General features: G+C 61.4%; 14 protein-coding genes. 12 read left to right on the top strand and 2 right to left on the bottom strand.

Translation table 11 applies throughout. The annotated features are described in order from the left end of the window. Nucleotides 1–63: 63 nt before the first annotated feature. The 3 genes from ABD687_RS04335 to thiL are packed head-to-tail and all read left to right on the top strand — an operon-like array spanning nt 64 to nt 4446. Entirely contained in the window at nt 64–1803 is a 1740-nt protein-coding gene (locus ABD687_RS04335) for a dynamin family protein (protein WP_310293242.1), read from the top strand. Next, nucleotides 1800–3440 (top strand): GTPase, encoded by a 1641-nt coding sequence (locus ABD687_RS04330; RefSeq protein ID WP_310293244.1) that lies wholly within the window; start codon nt 1800–1802, stop codon nt 3438–3440. Before ABD687_RS04335 ends, ABD687_RS04330 begins: the two co-directional genes overlap by 4 nt. A gap of 4 nt (nt 3441–3444) precedes the next feature. Continuing rightward, nucleotides 3445–4446 carry a thiamine-phosphate kinase gene (gene thiL, locus ABD687_RS04325; RefSeq protein ID WP_310293245.1) on the top strand — a complete coding sequence of 334 codons (1002 nt, stop codon included), beginning with the start codon at nt 3445–3447 and terminating at the stop codon, nt 4444–4446. Between the two features lie 75 nt (nt 4447–4521). On the opposite strand, the gene ABD687_RS04320 is transcribed toward thiL, so the two are convergent. Then, nucleotides 4522–5241, bottom strand: coding sequence for an IclR family transcriptional regulator (locus ABD687_RS04320; RefSeq protein ID WP_264269797.1), 720 nt, complete (start codon nt 5239–5241; stop codon nt 4522–4524). 112 nt (nt 5242–5353) lie between these two features. Between ABD687_RS04320 and leuC the strand changes: the two genes are divergently transcribed. The 6 genes from leuC to ABD687_RS04290 all read left to right on the top strand — a co-directional run bounded on the left by leuC (nt 5354) and on the right by ABD687_RS04290 (nt 11903). After that, nucleotides 5354–6811 (top strand): 3-isopropylmalate dehydratase large subunit, encoded by a 1458-nt coding sequence (gene leuC / locus ABD687_RS04315; protein ID WP_302265907.1) that lies wholly within the window; start codon nt 5354–5356, stop codon nt 6809–6811. A gap of 9 nt (nt 6812–6820) precedes the next feature. After that, entirely contained in the window at nt 6821–7423 is a 603-nt protein-coding gene (leuD, locus tag ABD687_RS04310; RefSeq protein WP_264269795.1) for a 3-isopropylmalate dehydratase small subunit, read from the top strand. A gap of 209 nt (nt 7424–7632) precedes the next feature. After that, complete coding sequence (gene murA, locus ABD687_RS04305; protein WP_264269794.1) at nt 7633–8961, top strand: UDP-N-acetylglucosamine 1-carboxyvinyltransferase; 1329 nt, start codon at nt 7633–7635, stop codon at nt 8959–8961. A 19-nt stretch (nt 8962–8980) separates the two neighbouring features. Then, complete coding sequence (locus tag ABD687_RS04300) at nt 8981–9754, top strand: lysophospholipid acyltransferase family protein (protein WP_310293247.1); 774 nt, start codon at nt 8981–8983, stop codon at nt 9752–9754. Beyond that, a complete protein-coding gene (locus ABD687_RS04295; protein ID WP_302265909.1) occupies nt 9751–10782 on the top strand; it encodes an NAD(P)H-dependent glycerol-3-phosphate dehydrogenase in 1032 nt (343 codons plus the stop codon). The genes ABD687_RS04300 and ABD687_RS04295 overlap by 4 nt, the downstream gene beginning before the upstream one ends. Continuing rightward, entirely contained in the window at nt 10779–11903 is a 1125-nt protein-coding gene (locus ABD687_RS04290) for a D-alanine--D-alanine ligase family protein (protein ID WP_302265910.1), read from the top strand. The genes ABD687_RS04295 and ABD687_RS04290 overlap by 4 nt, the downstream gene beginning before the upstream one ends. A gap of 82 nt (nt 11904–11985) precedes the next feature. On the opposite strand, the gene ABD687_RS04285 is transcribed toward ABD687_RS04290, so the two are convergent. Next, complete coding sequence (locus tag ABD687_RS04285; protein WP_302265911.1) at nt 11986–12453, bottom strand: DUF3515 domain-containing protein; 468 nt, start codon at nt 12451–12453, stop codon at nt 11986–11988. Nucleotides 12454–12602: 149 nt separating this feature from the next. On the opposite strand from ABD687_RS04285, the gene ABD687_RS04280 reads away from it, so the two are divergent. Genes ABD687_RS04280 through ABD687_RS04270 form a run of 3 tightly spaced genes read left to right on the top strand, consistent with a single transcriptional unit; the run spans nt 12603 to nt 16837 of the window. Continuing rightward, the gene (locus ABD687_RS04280; protein WP_310293251.1) at nt 12603–13649 is read left to right on the top strand and encodes an LCP family protein; all 1047 of its coding nucleotides are present in this window, start codon (nt 12603–12605) and stop codon (nt 13647–13649) included. A 7-nt stretch (nt 13650–13656) separates the two neighbouring features. Beyond that, nucleotides 13657–14634: a DAK2 domain-containing protein gene (locus tag ABD687_RS04275; RefSeq protein ID WP_310293252.1), complete on the top strand. Its 978-nt coding sequence runs from the start codon at nt 13657–13659 to the stop codon at nt 14632–14634. Continuing rightward, nucleotides 14624–16837: an ATP-dependent DNA helicase RecG gene (locus tag ABD687_RS04270; protein WP_310293254.1), complete on the top strand. Its 2214-nt coding sequence runs from the start codon at nt 14624–14626 to the stop codon at nt 16835–16837. The genes ABD687_RS04275 and ABD687_RS04270 overlap by 11 nt, the downstream gene beginning before the upstream one ends.

The following is a 16837-nucleotide window of genomic DNA, read 5'->3' as shown; positions in this document are numbered from 1 at the left end:
GTGACTACTAGCAATGGCTCTGAACCCCTAGGTTCTCCACCACTCTCGGCCGTGCCGGCCGACATGGAAGCCATCAACCTGCTCACCGGCGTTCGAACGAATCTTGCGGACAGCATCTTGCCGCTTGAAATTGCAGGCGTTGCCCAGGCACGCGAAAACGCGCGTAGCGCAGTGGAACAACTCGACGACTACATCCTGCCGCGATACCGCAGCCTGGATGCACCGCTGTTGGCCGTGGTGGGGGGCTCAACCGGAGCAGGGAAGTCCACACTGGTCAATGCCCTGGTGGGACACCCTGTCACCCGTGCCGGGGCCATTCGACCCACCACCCGCCAACCAATCCTCCTCCACCACGAGCTGGACCGGGCCTGGCTGGAAAACGACAGGATCCTCCCGGGCCTGCGGCGCATCACCGGAACCGCAGTCAGCCGAGACCAACACATTCCTGCGGCGCGGGTGGGTGCCACGCCGGACGCCGCGCTGACCGACTCCATCATCTTGTTGCAAGATGACGCAGTCCCACGTGGCTTGGCCATTCTTGATGCTCCAGACGTGGATTCCATCTCGGATGAAAACCGCCGTCTGGCCGGCCAGCTGTTGTCTGCCGCCGACCTCTGGATCTTTGTCACGACGGCCAACCGTTACGCGGACGCCGTACCCTGGAAACTTCTCTCCGAGGCCGCTGGGCGGAATATCACGCTGGCAGTCGTCCTGGACCGCGTGCCGGCAGGTCTCGAGGACGAGATTGCCACCGACCTGCGCGGTATGCTCCTGCGCGAAGGGCTGGGCGGCGCCGAGCTTTTCGTGGTTCCGGAATTTGACCTCGACGAGATGGACATGCTGCCTGCCAAAGCGGTTGATCCGCTCAAGGACTGGCTGGGTGAGCTGGCTGCCAATGCCGAATCACGGGCATCGATTGCCCGCCAAACGCTGGCCGGGGTGCTTGGCCAGCTCGCGGATCGCAGCGATGTCATTGCCGTGGCCATGGGGGAGCAGGAGACCAGCGGCAGCCGCCTGGCCCAATACGCCGATGAGGCTTTTGAACAGGCACACGAGGGAATTCTGTCCAGCGTGCAGGACGGAACGCTGTTGCGTGGCGAGGTTTTGGCACGGTGGCAGGACTTCGTAGGCACCGGAGAGTTCTTCCGTTCCCTTGAATCCGGCATTGGCCGGCTTCGGGATCGGATCGGTGCCTTTTTTGCCGGCAAGCCCAAACCCGTGGACCATGTGGAAGAGGCTATAGAAAGCGGTCTGCATGCCGTGGTGGTCGACCAGGCCGCCAAGGCCAGTGAAACCACTGAAGAGCGCTGGCGGGCCGACCCGGCAGGCAAAGCCCTGGTGGGCACCGCCAATCTCGGTTCACTGTCTCCCGGATTCTCCGACCAGGTGGCAGAGCAGGTGCGCGCCTGGCAAGGGGACCTGATGGAAATCATCCGCACCGAGGGTGCCAGCAAACGCATGACCGCACGCATGGTGTCCTTCGGCGTCAACGGAGTCGCCGTGGCACTGATGGTGGTCGTCTTCGCCTCCACCGCCGGATTGACGGGACTGGAAGTCGGAATCGCCGGCGGATCGGCCGTGGTCGGGCAGAAGCTGCTCGAGGCGATCTTTGGCGAAGACGCTGTGCGCAGGCTCACCAAGCAGGCAAAGGATTCCCTGGCCGACCGGTGCACGGCCCTGCTGGAGACGGAAAAGCAGCGATTCATCTCGCGCCTGGAAACCATCCCCACCGCACAGGACGCCAAAGTCATGAAACAGAATTCGGCAGCCATCCGCCGACTGGCCCGGGAGCAAGGTGCATGAGCCGCCGACGTCAAACCGCCACCGTGAGCCCGCTCGAACGTCGGCTTGAAGCGCTCAAGCTAGCCACCGAACTGGGTACCGACCGCCTTGAGCCTGCGGTGAGCGATGCTTCGTGGCAAGTGCTGGAGCGGGCTTCAACCCGCAGAACACTCTCCGCGGAGCATACGGTCGTCGGATTTTTCGGAGCGACGGGCAGTGGAAAGTCCTCCTTGTTCAATGCGATCGTGCGACAGGACCTCGCACGGACCGCCGCAACCCGGCCGACCACCAGTCAGCCAATGGCAGGAGTCTGGGGAGGCCCAGGATCCGAACCGTTGCTTGATTGGCTGGGCGTGCAGGAACGCCACCTCATTGACACGCCCTTGCGACTGGAAAAGAAGGGGCTCTTTGGATCGGAGAAGGAAGCCAGCGGCCTGATCCTTTTGGACCTGCCGGACTTTGACTCCACCGTTGCAGCCAATCGCGAGATCGCCACCAAGCTCGCCGGCCAGGTCGACGTCTTGATTTGGGTGCTCGATCCCCAAAAGTATGCGGACGCGGCTGTCCACCATGATTTCATCAGGCCTCTGGCTACCCACGGCTCGGTCACCTTGGTGGTCCTGAACCAAATTGACAAGCTGAAGGAAAACCAGCGGGAACCCGTGATGGATTCGTTGCGCTCCATCCTTCTGGCAGACGGCCTGGCAAGTCCACGCATACTTGGCGTCTCGGCGCTTACCGGCGAGGGCCTGGATGCCCTGCGACAGGAGATTGCCCGGGTGGTCAGCGAACGTGGTGCCGCGACAAATCGCCTGACCGCCGACGTGGCCACCATCGCGGGCCGGATGGCGGAGGGATCCCGGGAAGAGGAACTCAAGCTGCCCGGGGAGCCTGCCAAGAAGGCATTGACCGTGGAGCTGGCCGCGGCCGCGGGTGTGAATACGGTGGTGGATGCCGTGCGCACCTCCTATCGGATGGACGCCCACAAGAAGACCGGCTGGCCACTGACCCGATGGCTGGCCAAGGTCCGACCCGACCCTTTGCGCCGGCTCAACCTCAAGAGCGCGGATGTAAACCCCAAGCTCAATCGCACGTCCCTTCCTGCCCCAGGTGCCGCGCAGCGGGCCCAAGCCGATTCCGCGGTTCGGCGATACGCGGACGAGGCAAGCGCCGGAGCGCCAGAAGCCTGGCAGGGATCGATCCGCCGGGCGGCGCGCGCCGGTGAGGCAAAGCTTCCCGACGAGTTGGACCAGGCAATTGCCAACACCGGTATCGGTGCCACCAAGGGGTCCTGGTGGTGGCCGATCGTCTCCGTCATCCAGTGGATATCATTGGTCACGGCCCTTGCGGGCGCGCTCTGGCTTGGCGCCCTGTTCGGTGCGCAGTACCTACAATTCACCTTGCCCGAGGTTCCAAAGGTCGAAGGCTTCCCTGTCCCCACATTGATGCTCTTCATTGGCATATTATTGGGCATTGTCTTGGGGCTGGCCACAGGGCTGATCGCCCGCATCGGCGCTGCGGGACGCGCCCGCAAGGCCCGACGAGCGCTGCATGCTTCGGTCGGTGCCGTCGCGGAGCGCTCGGTCATTGAGCCGGTGGGCGCGGAAATCACCAGACACAATCATTTCATTGGAGCCTTGCAACGTGCCCGCAGCTGATCTCATGACCGTAGGAAACCTTGGAGAAAGCGGGCTTCTGAAAAGAATCCTGCCGCGGTTGCAGGGGGCTCCGGCGTTGCTCGGCCCGGGTGACGATGCGGCCTTGATTGCCGCCCCCGGTGGAAAGTTTGTCATCACCGTTGACACGCTCGTGGAGAACCAGGACTTCAGGTTGAGCTGGCCCAGTGGTTTTCGGAGCAGCGGGTTCGACGTCGGATGGAAGTCCGCCGCCCAAAACCTCTCCGACGTGAATGCAATGGGTGCCATTGCGACGTCGGCAGTGATTTCGCTGACGCTGCCACACTCCACCCCCATATCCTGGGTGGAGGATTTGGCCGATGGATTCAGCTCTGCCGTGCGTGAACTGGGAGCCTGCGAGTGCGCCATCGGCGGGGGAGACCTGGGCAGGGGAAGCGAGCTGTCCATTACGGCGGCAGTCACCGGCGCCCTTGCCACAGACCGTGCGGTCCTTCGCAGCGGTGCGAGGCCCGGGGATGTGGTGGCGGTTGGCGGCGTCCTGGGCGTAGCCGCGGCCGGCCTGGCACTCATGGACTCATCGGTTTCGCACGTGGAATGGACTGAAGATGAAAAGGTTCTTGTCCTTGGCCAACGGCGGCCTACCCCGCCACTGGCGGCTGGGCCCGATGCTGCCCGCGCCGGAGCTTCGGCCATGATGGACCTTTCCGACGGGTTGCTCAAGGATGGTCGTCGCATGGCCATTGCCAGTGGAGTTGCCATTGATTTCGATACCCGTTCCCTGGAGGCCGACGCGCTACGGCTGTCCCGGGCCGCCGCGAGGCTGGGCAGGGAAGCGATGGACTGGGTCCTCGGAGGAGGGGAAGACCACGGGCTATTGGCCACGTTCCCGAAGGTTGAGGATTTGCCCGACGGTTTCCGGGCCGTGGGCATGGTCAGGAAATCCACTGGCGGCGAGCCGGGCGGGGAAGTTCTCCTGGACGGCAGGAGAGCAGATTCCGCCAAGGGATTTGACCACTTCGAAGGCTAAGGCGTCGCTTATCCGATGTTCACGGTGAACTCACCAAACCGGGTTGCCGGAGCGTTCGGTGGAAACGATCTTCCCTTAGTCCCCGGTTTTGCGCAGTGCCTCGGTCAGGGCATTGGCGGTCTGCACGACGACTTCCTGGTGGGCCTTGCCGGGCTGTCGTGAGAGACGTTCAATGGGCCCCGACATTGACACTGCCGCGATGACACGTCCGGAAGGTCCACGCACGGGAGCAGATACCGAGGCAACGCCGGGTTCGCGTTCGCCCAGGCTTTGGGCCCAGCCCCGTCGCCTGACTCCTGCCAGGATGGTGGGAGTGAAGCGTGCGCCGTGCAATCCATCCAACAGCCGTTCGTGGTCTTCCCATGCCAAAAGGACCTGCGCGGCCGAACCTGCCTTCATCGACAGTTGGGTTCCGACAGGAATCGTGTCGCGGAGGCCCACCGGCCTTTCGGCGGAGGCCACGCACACGCGGTAGTCGCCCTGTCGACGAAACACCTGGGTGCTTTCCCCGGTGGAATCCCGCAATTGGATCAGCAGCGGACCAGCTGCGGCTATGAGTCGGTCTTCGCCCGCCGCAGAGGCGAGTTCCACGAGGCGGCCGCCCAGGACGAATCGTCCATGGATGTCCTTGCCGACAAGACGATGGTGCACGAGTGCCTGGGCCAGACGGTGCACTGTTGGCCGTGAGATCTTGGTCAGGGAGACCAACTGGGCAAGGGAGGTTGGCCCGGCCTCAAGGGCATTGAGGATGAGGGCCGCTTTGTCGATGACGCCAACGCCACTTGATGTGTCCATAGTTTGATATTGCTATCTCACTATTTGAGATGCAAATCCGCTTACTGGATATTACGTGTGCGTGGGTGGAACAGTTAAGACATAGGACTTTTATCAAGTGAGGGAGTCGGTTATGGCCGCACACCAGGCAGCACAGACGCTGGCCGAAAAAGTATGGAACGCACACGTCGTTCGCAAGGGCGAGGGAGCAGGCGGTGCGCGCCAGCCGGACCTGATCTACATTGACCTGCACCTGATCCATGAGGTGACATCCCCGCAGGCCTTCGAGGGTCTTCGTTTGGCGGGGCGTCCCCTGCGCCGCCCCGACCTGACGATTGCCACCGAGGACCACAACACCCCGACGCTGGAAATCGACAAGCCGATTGCGGATCTGACCAGCCGCACGCAGATCGAGACCCTGCGCAAGAACTGCGCCGAGTTCGGAGTTCGCCTGCACTCGCTGGGCGACAAGGAGCAGGGCATCGTTCACGTGGTCGGCCCGCAGCTTGGCCTGACCCAGCCGGGCATGACCGTGGTTTGTGGTGATTCCCACACCTCGACCCATGGTGCATTCGGCGCTTTGGCCTTCGGCATCGGCACCTCCGAGGTCGAGCACGTCATGGCGACGCAGTCCCTTTCCTTGAAGCCATTCAAGACCATGGCCATCAACGTCGAGGGCACCCTGAAGCCGGGTGTGACGGCAAAGGACATCATCCTTGCGGTCATTGCCAAGATCGGCACCGGCGGCGGACAGGGCTACGTGCTGGAATACCGTGGCTCGGCAATCCGTTCGCTGTCCATGGATGCCCGCATGACCATCTGCAACATGTCGATCGAGGCCGGTGCCCGTGCCGGCATGATTGCACCGGATGCAATCACCTACGAATACATCAATGGGCGCCCGCACGCGCCACAGGGTGCCGACTGGGATGCGGCTGTTGCCGAATGGGACACGCTCGCCACGGACGAAGGCGCAACCTTTGACTCGGAGGTGTTCCTCGATGCCAACGACTTGGAGCCCTTCGTCACCTGGGGCACCAACCCCGGACAAGGGATTTCGCTTTCCGGCAAGGTTCCCGCCCCCGAGGACTTTGACGACGAAAATGCGCGTGCAGCCTGCGAACGGGCGCTCGAATACATGGGACTGGAAGCCGGAACGCCCATGAAGGACATTCGTGTGGACACGGTGTTCCTGGGTTCCTGCACCAATAGCCGCATGGAAGACCTGCGCGCCGCCGCCAGCATCATCCAGGGGCAGGAAAAGGATGCAGATATCCGCATGATCGTGGTTCCGGGTTCTGCCCGGGTGCGCTTGGAAGCCGAAGCCGAAGGGCTTGACAAGATCTTCAAGGACTTTGGTGCCGAATGGCGATTCGCCGGGTGCTCCATGTGCCTGGGCATGAACCCGGACCAACTTGCAGAGGGCGAGCGCTGTGCCTCGACCTCGAACCGCAACTTCGAGGGACGCCAGGGCAAGGGTGGACGCACCCACCTGGTCTCGCCATTGGTTGCCGCTGCAACCGCGATCCGCGGGACCCTTTCCTCGCCCTCGGATCTCGCGACCTCTTCCTCCGCCGCAAAAGTAGCCTAAGGATTCATCATGGAGAAAATAAACACCCATACCGGAATCGGCGTTCCGCTGCGCCAAAGCAACGTGGACACCGACCAGATCATCCCGGCCGTCTACCTCAAGCGCATCACACGCACCGGGTTCGAGGATGCCCTCTTTGCGGGATGGCGCAAGAACAAGGACTTCATCCTTAACCAGGAACCATTCTCCAAGGGCTCGGTCCTGGTGGCGGGACCCGACTTCGGTACCGGTTCCTCGCGCGAACATGCCGTCTGGGCCCTGAAGGATTACGGTTTCAAGGCAGTCCTTTCCTCCCGTTTTGCCGACATCTTCCGTGGCAACTCGGGCAAGCAGGGCCTGGTTGCCGCCGAGGTGGCACAGAGCGACATCGAGTTGATCTGGAAGGAAATCGAGAACCACCCCGGCACGGAAGTGACAGTGGACCTCGAAGCCCGGACCGTCACGTGCGGATCCATCATTGCGCCGTTCGAGATTGATGACTACACGCGCTGGCGCCTCATGGAAGGTCTTGATGACATCGGATTGACCCTCCAGCACGAGGCAGACATCACGGCTTATGAATCACAGCGTCCGGCCTTCAAGCCCACCACGCTTCCGGCCCGCTATTCCTAGCCTTAGCTGACCGCTTAACGCCGCTGCCCAGCTCCTCGGTTACTGCTACTCACCCCGGAATTCCGGGGGATTCAACGACCGAGGTGGCTGGCGGCGCGACCAGCGTTACATTTTCGATACAGCCTCCGGCAATGCCGGGGGCTGTATGCTTGCTTAGTCTTCCCTTCGGATTCGAAGGCCAAACAATTTCTGGTGAGGTACTCAAGTTCATGGCGAAAGTCCTAACGATTCATGGTGGCGTGCCACTCAAGGGAAAAGTGACCGTCAGGGGTGCCAAGAACCTGGTTCCCAAGGCCATGGTTGCGGCCCTTCTGGGTGATTCGCCCTCTGTCTTGCGCAACGTCCCGGAGATCAAGGACGTCGCAGTTGTCACCAGCCTGCTGAAGATCCACGGCGTCACCGTCACCAAGGATGAAGCCACCGGCGACCTGACCATGGACCCCAGTGGCACCAAGACAGCCACCAGCAATGAGATCGATACGCACGCCGGCGACTCACGCATCCCCATCCTCTTTTGCGGCCCCCTGCTTCACAGCCTGGGCGAGGCCCTGATTCCCAACCTTGGCGGTTGCAAGATCGGTGACCGTCCGATTGATTTCCACCTGGACGTGCTGCGCCACTTCGGTGCCGTAATCGACAAGGCAGGCCCACTGGGCACCAGCATCCGTGCACCCCACGGCCTGACTGGTGCCAAGATTTCCCTGCCCTACCCGAGTGTTGGCGCCACCGAACAGGTGCTGCTGACCGCCGTGCGCGCCAAGGGAACCACCGAGGTCGAGAACGCTGCCATCGAGCCTGAAATCCTCGACCTTATTTCCCTGCTTCAAAAAATGGGTGCCATCATCACGGTTGGCCGTGACCGGGTCATTCGCATCATCGGTGTCGACCGCCTGAACGGCTACAACCACAAGGCGTTGCCGGACCGCAACGAATCCGCATCCTGGGCCTCCGCCGCCCTGGTCACCAATGGAGACATCTACGTCGAGGGCGCAGCCCAGCGCGACCTGACTGCCTTCCTTCACACCTACCGCCAAATCGGCGGCGAGTTTGAGGTCACCGACGGGGGAATCCGCTTCTTCCACCCGGGCGGGGAGCTCAAGCCGTTGATCCTTGAAACAGACGTCCACCCCGGATTCATGACCGACTGGCAGCAGCCCCTGGTCGTTGCATTGACCCAGGCTTCCGGCGTATCCATCATCCACGAAACCGTGTATGAAAACCGTTTCGGTTTCACCAACGCCCTGGTGGAAATGGGTGCCAAGGTTCAGCTCCACAGCGAATGCCTGGGAGCCATCCCGTGCCGCTTTGGCCAGCGCAACTTCCAGCATTCAGCCGTCATCACCGGACCCACCCCGCTGGTTGGTGCGGACATCGACATCCCGGACCTGCGCGGAGGATTCTCCCACCTGATCGCGGCACTCGCCGCCGAGGGCACCAGCCGCGTCACCGGGATCGAACTGATCAACCGTGGCTACGAGAAGTTCATGGACAAGCTCACTGACTTGGGTGCGCGCGTCGAGATGAACGAAATCGCCTGATCCGCATAGGCTGACCTGCATGAAAGAATCCCGCGGTACAAAAACCGCGTTTGCAATAGCGGCCGGAATCGTTCGACCGATCATGAACCTCATGATCGGAAGAACGTGGCAGGACTTCGAGAAGCTGCCCAGCGGCGGGTTCATCCTGTGTCCCAACCACGTGACGGAAATTGATCCCTTGGTTGTCGGCCATGCTATCTACAGCAGCAAGCGCTACCCGCGCTACCTGGCCAAGGAATCCTTGTTCAAGGTCCCGGTGCTGGGCAACATGCTGCGCCGGACAGGACAGGTTCCCGTTGCGCGCACCTCCACCGGGGCATCGCAGTCACTCAAAACGGCCCGCGAGGTACTGGACGCCAACGGTGTCATCATTATTTACCCCGAAGGCACCTTGACCAGGGACCCTGACCTGTGGCCGATGCGCGGCCACACCGGTGCCGCCCGCCTCGCGCTGCAAACCGGCGCCCCGGTCATTCCCATGGCACATTGGGGAGCGCAGGACTTGTTTCCACGCTATGCCAAGGGAATTAGGCTCTTCCCGCGCCGCCACGTGACGGTCATAGCCGGAGACCCGGTGGACCTCGATGACCTTCGTGATGTCCCCTTGACAAGGACTGTTCTCGCGGAGGCCACCGAACGCATCATGCGCGCGTTGGCCAAGGACGTGGCCCGACTGCGCGGGCAGGATGCGCCCAAGGTCCTGTGGGATCCGGCGCACCACGGCCAGGCAACCCAGGGACGAAATTTCGAGAACGGTTCGCCATCGAAGCAAACGAAGGAAAACGATTTATGAGGCCCGCTCCGAGGAAAATTGCAGTGATGGGTGCCGGCAGCTGGGGCACAACATTTGCCAAGGTCCTGGCCGACTCGGGCGCCGAAGCCGGGACGGAGGTCATGGTCTGGGCACGCCGCGACGAAGTGGCAGTTGAAATCAACACCCGCCACACCAACTCGCGCTACCTGCGCGAAACGGTATTGCCCTCCAATATCACCTCGTCATCGAAAACCGCCGAGGTCCTTGCGGGAGCCGAGTTGGTTGTCCTGGCCGTGCCGGCCCAAAGCCTGCGCGAACAACTGCATTCCTTCAAGGAATTCCTGGATCCAAACGCTGTCCTGATGTCCCTGATGAAGGGCCTGGAGCGGGACACCGATGCCCGCATGAGCGAAGTGATCTCGGCCGAAGTCGAAATATCGGACGAACGCATTGCCGTGCTGTCCGGACCCAACCTGGCCATGGAAATAGCCCGCAAGCAACCCACCGCGTCGGTGGTGGCTTGCACGGATATTGACACCGCCACCTGGATCGCTTCGCTGTGCTCCACCGACTACTTCCGTCCCTACACCAACACGGACGTCATTGGCGTTGAAATCGGCGGCATTGCCAAGAACGTCATTGCCCTGGCCGTGGGAATCTGCGACGGCCTGGGCATGGGGGACAACACGAAGTCCTCGATCATCACACGTGGCCTTGCCGAGACCACTCGTCTTGCGCTGGCACTGGGTGGAAGCTACGAAACGCTTTCGGGCCTTGCAGGCCTGGGAGACCTTGTGGCCACGTGCTCTTCCTCGCTTTCCCGCAACAACACCGCCGGTCGCCTGCTGGGCCAGGGCCTGTACCTGGATGAGGTCAATGACCGAATGTCCCAGACGGCCGAGGGCATCAAGTCGGGCAGGGCAGTCTTGGACCTGGCCACTCGCCACAATGTAGAAGTACCCATTACCGAGGCAGTAGTCATGGTTCTGGAAGGCACGCTGAGCGTGGAGAACATGGGAGCACGTCTGTTGGGGCGTCAATTAAAGTCTGAAGGTGAGCTCAAATGAGTCAAGTGAATGCACACAAGCCCCGGGTCATGCTGCTCTTCGGCGGCCGCTCCTCCGAGCACCCCGTTAGCTGTGTCACTGCTGCAGGCGTGCTCGAGGCAATTGACCGCGAAAAGTACGAGGTTGTTCCGGTGGGAATCACCCGCGACGGAGCATGGACCCTGGTGGACCAGGACGTCACCTCCTGGTCGCTGTCAAACAGCCAGAAGCCCGAAGTGACCGCCGGGTCCGAGATCCTGCGCCTGACCGGGGAGCCGGGCAGCCACGAACTTCTTGCCTCCAATGACAGCCACGCCGTGCGCAGCCTGGGCGACATCGATCTGGTGTTCCCGTTGCTGCACGGTCCGTTTGGCGAGGACGGCTCATTGCAGGGAATGCTGGAAATGGTGGATGTGCCGTACGTGGGTTCGGGCATTGCCGCAAGCGCCATCGGCATGGACAAGCACTTCATGAAGGTGGTCTTCGAAGCCGCCGGATTCGAAGTCGGGCCCTACGTTGTCATTCCGGACAAGCACTGGGAACGAGACCAGGCGGCATGCCTGAAATCCGTTGAAGGTCTTCAATACCCGCTCTTCGTCAAGCCAGCCCGTGCCGGCTCCTCGGTGGGCATCTCCCGCGTGGACACCGCGGACGCACTTCCGGCGGCCATCGAGGCCGCCCGCATCCACGACCCCAAGGTGATCGTGGAACAAGGCATCGTCGGGCGCGAAATCGAATGCGGCGTCCTGGAAGGCCGCGGTTCGCTGCCACCTAGGGCTTCAATGCCCGGAGAAATCGTGGTCGAAGACGCCGGACACACGTTCTACGACTTTGACGCCAAGTATGTCGACGGGGCTGCAGCCCAGCTCAGCTGCCCGGCCGAACTGGAGACCGCTGCCACGGACGAAGTGCGCCGGCTGGCGGCCGAGGCCTTTGAGGCGGTGAACGCCGAAGGGCTGTCCCGCGTTGACTTCTTCTACACGCCCGAGGGCAAGTGGATCATCAACGAGATCAACACCATGCCCGGGTTTACGCCCTCAAGCATGTACCCGCACATGTGGTCCAAGACCGGACTTGAGTATGCCGACCTCATTGACGAACTGATCCATTTGGGACTCAGCCGCAAGACCGGTCTGCGCTAAAAACCGCCTCGCGCATCCAGGGGGGGTCCTTCAGCAAGCTTCGCTTCGCTGAAGGACCCCCACCTTCATCTCCACCACTTGTTTAGGGCACGTCCACGGTCTTGCTGACCGTGGTGCAAGTGCGCTGTGCGGGAATCTTCGAAGCAGCGGAAGACAGGGTGGCCAGGATGGTGCTGGACGGAATCACATTTGGGTCAAAGACCAATTCCGTGGCCGGCGTCCGGCCATAGGTGGTGAGCGTCCAGGCTTCCTCGCCCTCCTTCGCCAGCCAATCAACCCCGTTCACGCTGACGCATGGATCAGTGGACGGAGGAGGCGCCGTGACCCCGCAACGAAGCACCAATTGCGCCGGGTCTCCCCAGACGGCCGTGGCCTGGCTATTGGTCTGACGCTTCTGCTGATCCGAAATTTCCGGAGGAAGCAAGACCATCATCTCGGCACACAAGGGATTGCCCGCGTCATCCGCCGGCTGGACATTTGCGATGGGGGAGCAGCCCGAGAGCACGAACAAGCCGGTCAGGGACGCGGCGATTGCCGTGGCGAATTTCACGCCGTGCACCCTTCGAGGGGATGCGTTCCTGATAAGGGACTGTGAGTTCGGGGAATCTGAGCTGGTAAAAATCAATCTGGGCACTTAAACAGCCTACCGGTCGCGCGACATGACTAGGATGTAAAGAAGTATTTGCTTGAGAGGCATAAATGACACATTTGAACGGGTCCTTCCAGGACACCGGCTACGAAGAGCCGAAAAAGAAGAAACGCACCGGACTGATGATATTGCTGGGTGCAGTATCGCTGGTGTTGATCGCGTTGCTCGTGGCCGGAGGGTACCTGTTGTCGCTGGCGCGCAGCTTCGACAGCGGGACCACGAAGTTGACGGATGCGTTCCCTGAAGAGACGTTGCGGCCGGAGAAGGCCGAAACCGCCAAGGACGCTACGAACATCCTGCTTCTTGGCAGTGACACACGCGCCACGAACCAAGGCGGGGAAGAATTTGCCGAGCTGCCGGACGGCGGCCGTTCTGACACCATGATGTTGGTGCACATTCCGGCGAATCGCGAAGGCGTCTACGTCACCTCCATCATGAGGGATACCTGGCTGGATATTCCTGGCCACCGCAAGGCGAAAATCAACGCTGCATTTGCGTTGGGTGGAGTTCCGCTGACCGTCCAAACGCTTGAGGGTTTGCTGGACACGCGCATCGACCACGTTGCGTCCATCGACTTTGAAGGCTTCAAAGGCCTGACCAACGCACTCGGAGGGGTGGAGATCAACAACCCCATCGCCTTCAAGCAGAACCTCGCCAACGGTTACGCATTCCCCAAGGGGGTCCAGACACTGGATGGAGAAGAAGCCTTGGCCTTCGTTCGCGAGCGCTACGCGTTCACTGACGGTGACTACCAGCGGGTCCGGAACCAACAGCTTTTCGTCAAGGCCATCATGAGCACCATGATGTCCAAGGAAACCCTGACGGATCCGGGAAAGATATCGGCCACCGTCCAGGAGTTCGCTCCCTACGTCGCAGTGGACGAAACCCTCGATGCGATGAAGGTCGCAACGCTGGGCAGCTCCATGGCCAACGTCCGTTCCAGCGACATGACCTTCTTCACGCTTCCCAACAACGGCACCGGCCGCTCAGCGGACGGTCAGTCGATTGTCATTCCCGACATGGCCGTGGTTTCCGAATTCGCCGAGGCCCTGAAGCAAGACAACGTGGGACAATTTATAGAGGATAACGGTCTCTAAGGATCGAGTGATCACTCACACCATGAACCAAAAAATCCACGCCAATTCCAAGGCCATGTCCACGTGGCTTGAGCGTATGGTCAAGAGCCTGGGAAACCATAGTGACCGCCTCAACGCGATCAATATCTTCCCCGTTGCTGACGGGGACACCGGCAGCAACCTCTACCTCACCGCACGCAGCGCGCACGACGCGATTTCCAAGCTTGAAACGGAAAACATCGGCGAGCTTCTGACGATGGCCTCACGCGCTGCAATGGAATCGGCACGTGGCAACTCCGGCACCTTGCTTGCCGTGTTCATGGCAGGCTTGGCCGAACCACTGTGCGGAGTGGAGCGGATAACGGCCCCAGTGCTAGCCACCGCCTTGGAAAGGGGCAAGGTCAGGGCATGGTCGGCCCTCAGCGACCCGGTCTCCGGGACAATGCTCTCCGTCATGGAGGTCGTTGCCAACACCGCCCGCGCAACGCACCGCGCCAGCGAACTTGAGCCGGAGAGCAAGGCCGCACTCGTTGAGCTTCTGGATGCCTTGTGCATTGACGCGGAGAAAGCCGTGGTCGCCACGGAGAACGAACTCGGGCAATTACATGAAGCCAAGATCGTCGATGCCGGCGCCGTGGGCATGTTGATCATCCTGGACGAACTCCGTGGTGCACTTCTGGGACAAGTCATTGACCCTGACGAATACTCCCAACTTCATGGGTACGGCATCCAGGATCCGCATATCCACCACGACGTCGTGCATGACTCGGGTGTCGAGGTTATGTGCACCATCAGCCTCGATGCCTTGGGAGCTGCAACCTTGCGGGGACAGCTGGACACCATCGGCGACTCCGTCATTATGAGCCCGGTCAACCCGACCGAGGACGGATACCGCTGGCGAGTACACGTACATGTCCCCGATGCCGAGAGTGCCATGAGCGTCATTCGAGGCATCGGGTCCCCGGTCAACATCTCAGTGACCGATCTATGCACCCATGACGGCTAGCGCAGAATTTACCAACGAAACGCCACTCGACATCGTCCTTGGCGCGGCTTCGGCACGCAAGGTGGAAACGGCGTTTGGATATTCGACTGTGGGCCAAATGCTCTCGCACTTCCCGCGTCGGTACATGGAAATCGGGGAGCTCTCCAAGATTTCGGAGTTACCTGTGGGGGAGGACGTAACGATCGTTGCCGAGGTTAAATCGGTGAATCAGCGGCGCATGCATTCGCGCTCCGGTTTTCTGCTGGAGGTGCTTGTCAGCGACGCGCTCGGTCCAGAGCAGTCGACGCTTCGCATGACCTTCTTCAACGGCTATGAGGCCAAGCGGGACCTGCAGGTGGGCTCTACGGCAATGTTCAGCGGCAAGGTCACCCTCTACCGCAACCACCTGGAGCTCACCCACCCGGAGTATTCGTTGCTCGATGCGGCCGAGGAAGCGGACCCGCGGCCCATTCCCATCTACCCGGCCACCGCAAAATTTCCCAACAAGAAGATCCGCGAAGTCATGGAACTTGTCCTGGCAGGAATCGGGACCGCGGGATTCCCGGAGTTCATTCCCGATCCAGTCTTGAAATCCCATCGCATCCCCGGCCGGGTGGTGTCCTATGAACATATCCATCGGCCACAAACCGTTGCCCAAGGCTATGCGGCAAGAAAACGCTTTGCCTTTGAAGAGGCCTTCCTGCTTCAACTCGCCCTGGCCCAGCGACGTGCCCACCGCATGAAACAGCCGGCCACTGCCCGGTCAGGCACTGCCGATGGACTTTTGGCGGCTTTCGATAAGACCCTTCCGTTCACTCTCACTGACGGCCAGTTGATCGCCGGCAGGGAAATCGCCGATGACCTGGTCCGCGGACATCCCATGAACCGGCTGCTGCAAGGCGAGGTTGGTTCGGGCAAGACCCTGGTGGCCTTGCGCGCCATGCTTCAGGTCATTGACTCCGGGGGGCAGACGGCGCTCCTGGCCCCCACCGAGGTCCTCGCCCAACAGCATTACCAGTCCATCAAGAAACACCTCGGCTCGCTCGGGACCGGGGGAGAGCTTGGCTCAGACCCGCGCGCCACCCGCGTGGATCTGCTGACTGGTTCAGCAGGGGCCGCCGAGCGCAAACGAGTGCTCCTTGGCGCCGCCTCGGGGGAAACCGGCATTCTGGTGGGAACACATTCCCTGCTGTCGGACATGGTCCGTTTCGTGGACCTCGGTCTGGTGGTCGTGGACGAGCAACACCGATTCGGTGTTGAACAGCGAGATGCCCTGCGGTCAAAGGCCGACATGCCACCGCACATGCTTGTCATGACCGCAACACCGATCCCACGCACCGTGGCAATGACCGTCTTTGGAGACCTGGAAGTAAGCCTCATGAGGACATTGCCTCGAGGGCGCGCCCCCATTGCCACGCACATTGTGCCGCTTCAGTTGCCGGCGATGCAGCAGCGACTCTTTGCCCGCATGGCCGAGGAAACTGCCAAGGGACACCAGGTATACGTGGTGTGCCCCCGCATTAGCGAAAAAGCGGTAGAAGACGACTTCCTTCCGATGCCCATCGAGCCAACGCCCGATACGACGGCCAGCGACGGCGCAGCGAAACCGGCCACGATGACGGTTGAAAAGATGCTGGAATTGCTTGGATCCATGGATATCTTCGCCAACACGGAGATCAGGGCCTTGCATGGAGGCATGCCCAGCGAGGAAAAAGCGGATGCCATGATGGCCTTTGACTCGGGAAGAGCCTCCATCCTTGTTTCCACCACAGTGATCGAAGTCGGTGTCGACGTGCACAACGCCACGCTGATGGTCATTATTGATGCCGAGAACTTTGGGATATCCCAGTTACACCAGTTGCGTGGCCGTATCGGTCGTGGCGGGCTACCCGGCACATGCCTCATGACCACCTGGCTCGACGCGGAGCACCCGTCGGTGATGCGGCTGAAAGCCGTGGAATCCACCACCGACGGATTCTTGCTGGCAGAATCGGATCTCAATGAACGCCGGGAAGGCGACATCCTGGGGGCAAGCCAATCTGGTTCCAGGTCCACGCTCAAGGTCTTACGCGTGATGAAAGATGCCAAACTCATTGCCCGGGCCAGGGAAGCGGCCGAGTCAATTGTTGACGGTGACGACGGACTGCGGACGTATCCCGGCCTCCAAGCCGCGGTTGAGGAATGGGTAGACGAAGACATGCAAGCATTCCTGGAAAGGGGATAG

It is taken from the genome of Paeniglutamicibacter sulfureus, from assembly GCF_039535115.1.
Taxonomy (GTDB): Bacteria; Actinomycetota; Actinomycetes; order Actinomycetales; family Micrococcaceae; genus Paeniglutamicibacter; species Paeniglutamicibacter sulfureus.
This window is presented reverse-complemented; position numbering and strand designations above follow the sequence as displayed.

What these genes read in the sequence shown, in the direction of transcription:
- leuD (WP_264269795.1), top strand. Translation starts at nt 6,821, where the DNA reads ATGGAGAAAATAAACACCCATACCGGAATCGGCGTTCCGCTGCGCCAA.
- ABD687_RS04290 (WP_302265910.1), top strand. Translation starts at nt 10,779, where the DNA reads ATGAGTCAAGTGAATGCACACAAGCCCCGGGTCATGCTGCTCTTCGGC.
- thiL (WP_310293245.1), top strand. Translation starts at nt 3,445, where the DNA reads ATGACCGTAGGAAACCTTGGAGAAAGCGGGCTTCTGAAAAGAATCCTG.
- ABD687_RS04280 (WP_310293251.1), top strand. Translation starts at nt 12,603, where the DNA reads ATGACACATTTGAACGGGTCCTTCCAGGACACCGGCTACGAAGAGCCG.
- ABD687_RS04330 (WP_310293244.1), top strand. Translation starts at nt 1,800, where the DNA reads ATGAGCCGCCGACGTCAAACCGCCACCGTGAGCCCGCTCGAACGTCGG.
- ABD687_RS04295 (WP_302265909.1), top strand. Translation starts at nt 9,751, where the DNA reads ATGAGGCCCGCTCCGAGGAAAATTGCAGTGATGGGTGCCGGCAGCTGG.
- murA (WP_264269794.1), top strand. Translation starts at nt 7,633, where the DNA reads ATGGCGAAAGTCCTAACGATTCATGGTGGCGTGCCACTCAAGGGAAAA.
- ABD687_RS04300 (WP_310293247.1), top strand. Translation starts at nt 8,981, where the DNA reads ATGAAAGAATCCCGCGGTACAAAAACCGCGTTTGCAATAGCGGCCGGA.
- ABD687_RS04270 (WP_310293254.1), top strand. Translation starts at nt 14,624, where the DNA reads ATGACGGCTAGCGCAGAATTTACCAACGAAACGCCACTCGACATCGTC.
- ABD687_RS04335 (WP_310293242.1), top strand. Translation starts at nt 64, where the DNA reads ATGGAAGCCATCAACCTGCTCACCGGCGTTCGAACGAATCTTGCGGAC.
- ABD687_RS04320 (WP_264269797.1), bottom strand. Translation starts at nt 5,241, where the DNA reads ATGGACACATCAAGTGGCGTTGGCGTCATCGACAAAGCGGCCCTCATC.
- leuC (WP_302265907.1), top strand. Translation starts at nt 5,354, where the DNA reads ATGGCCGCACACCAGGCAGCACAGACGCTGGCCGAAAAAGTATGGAAC.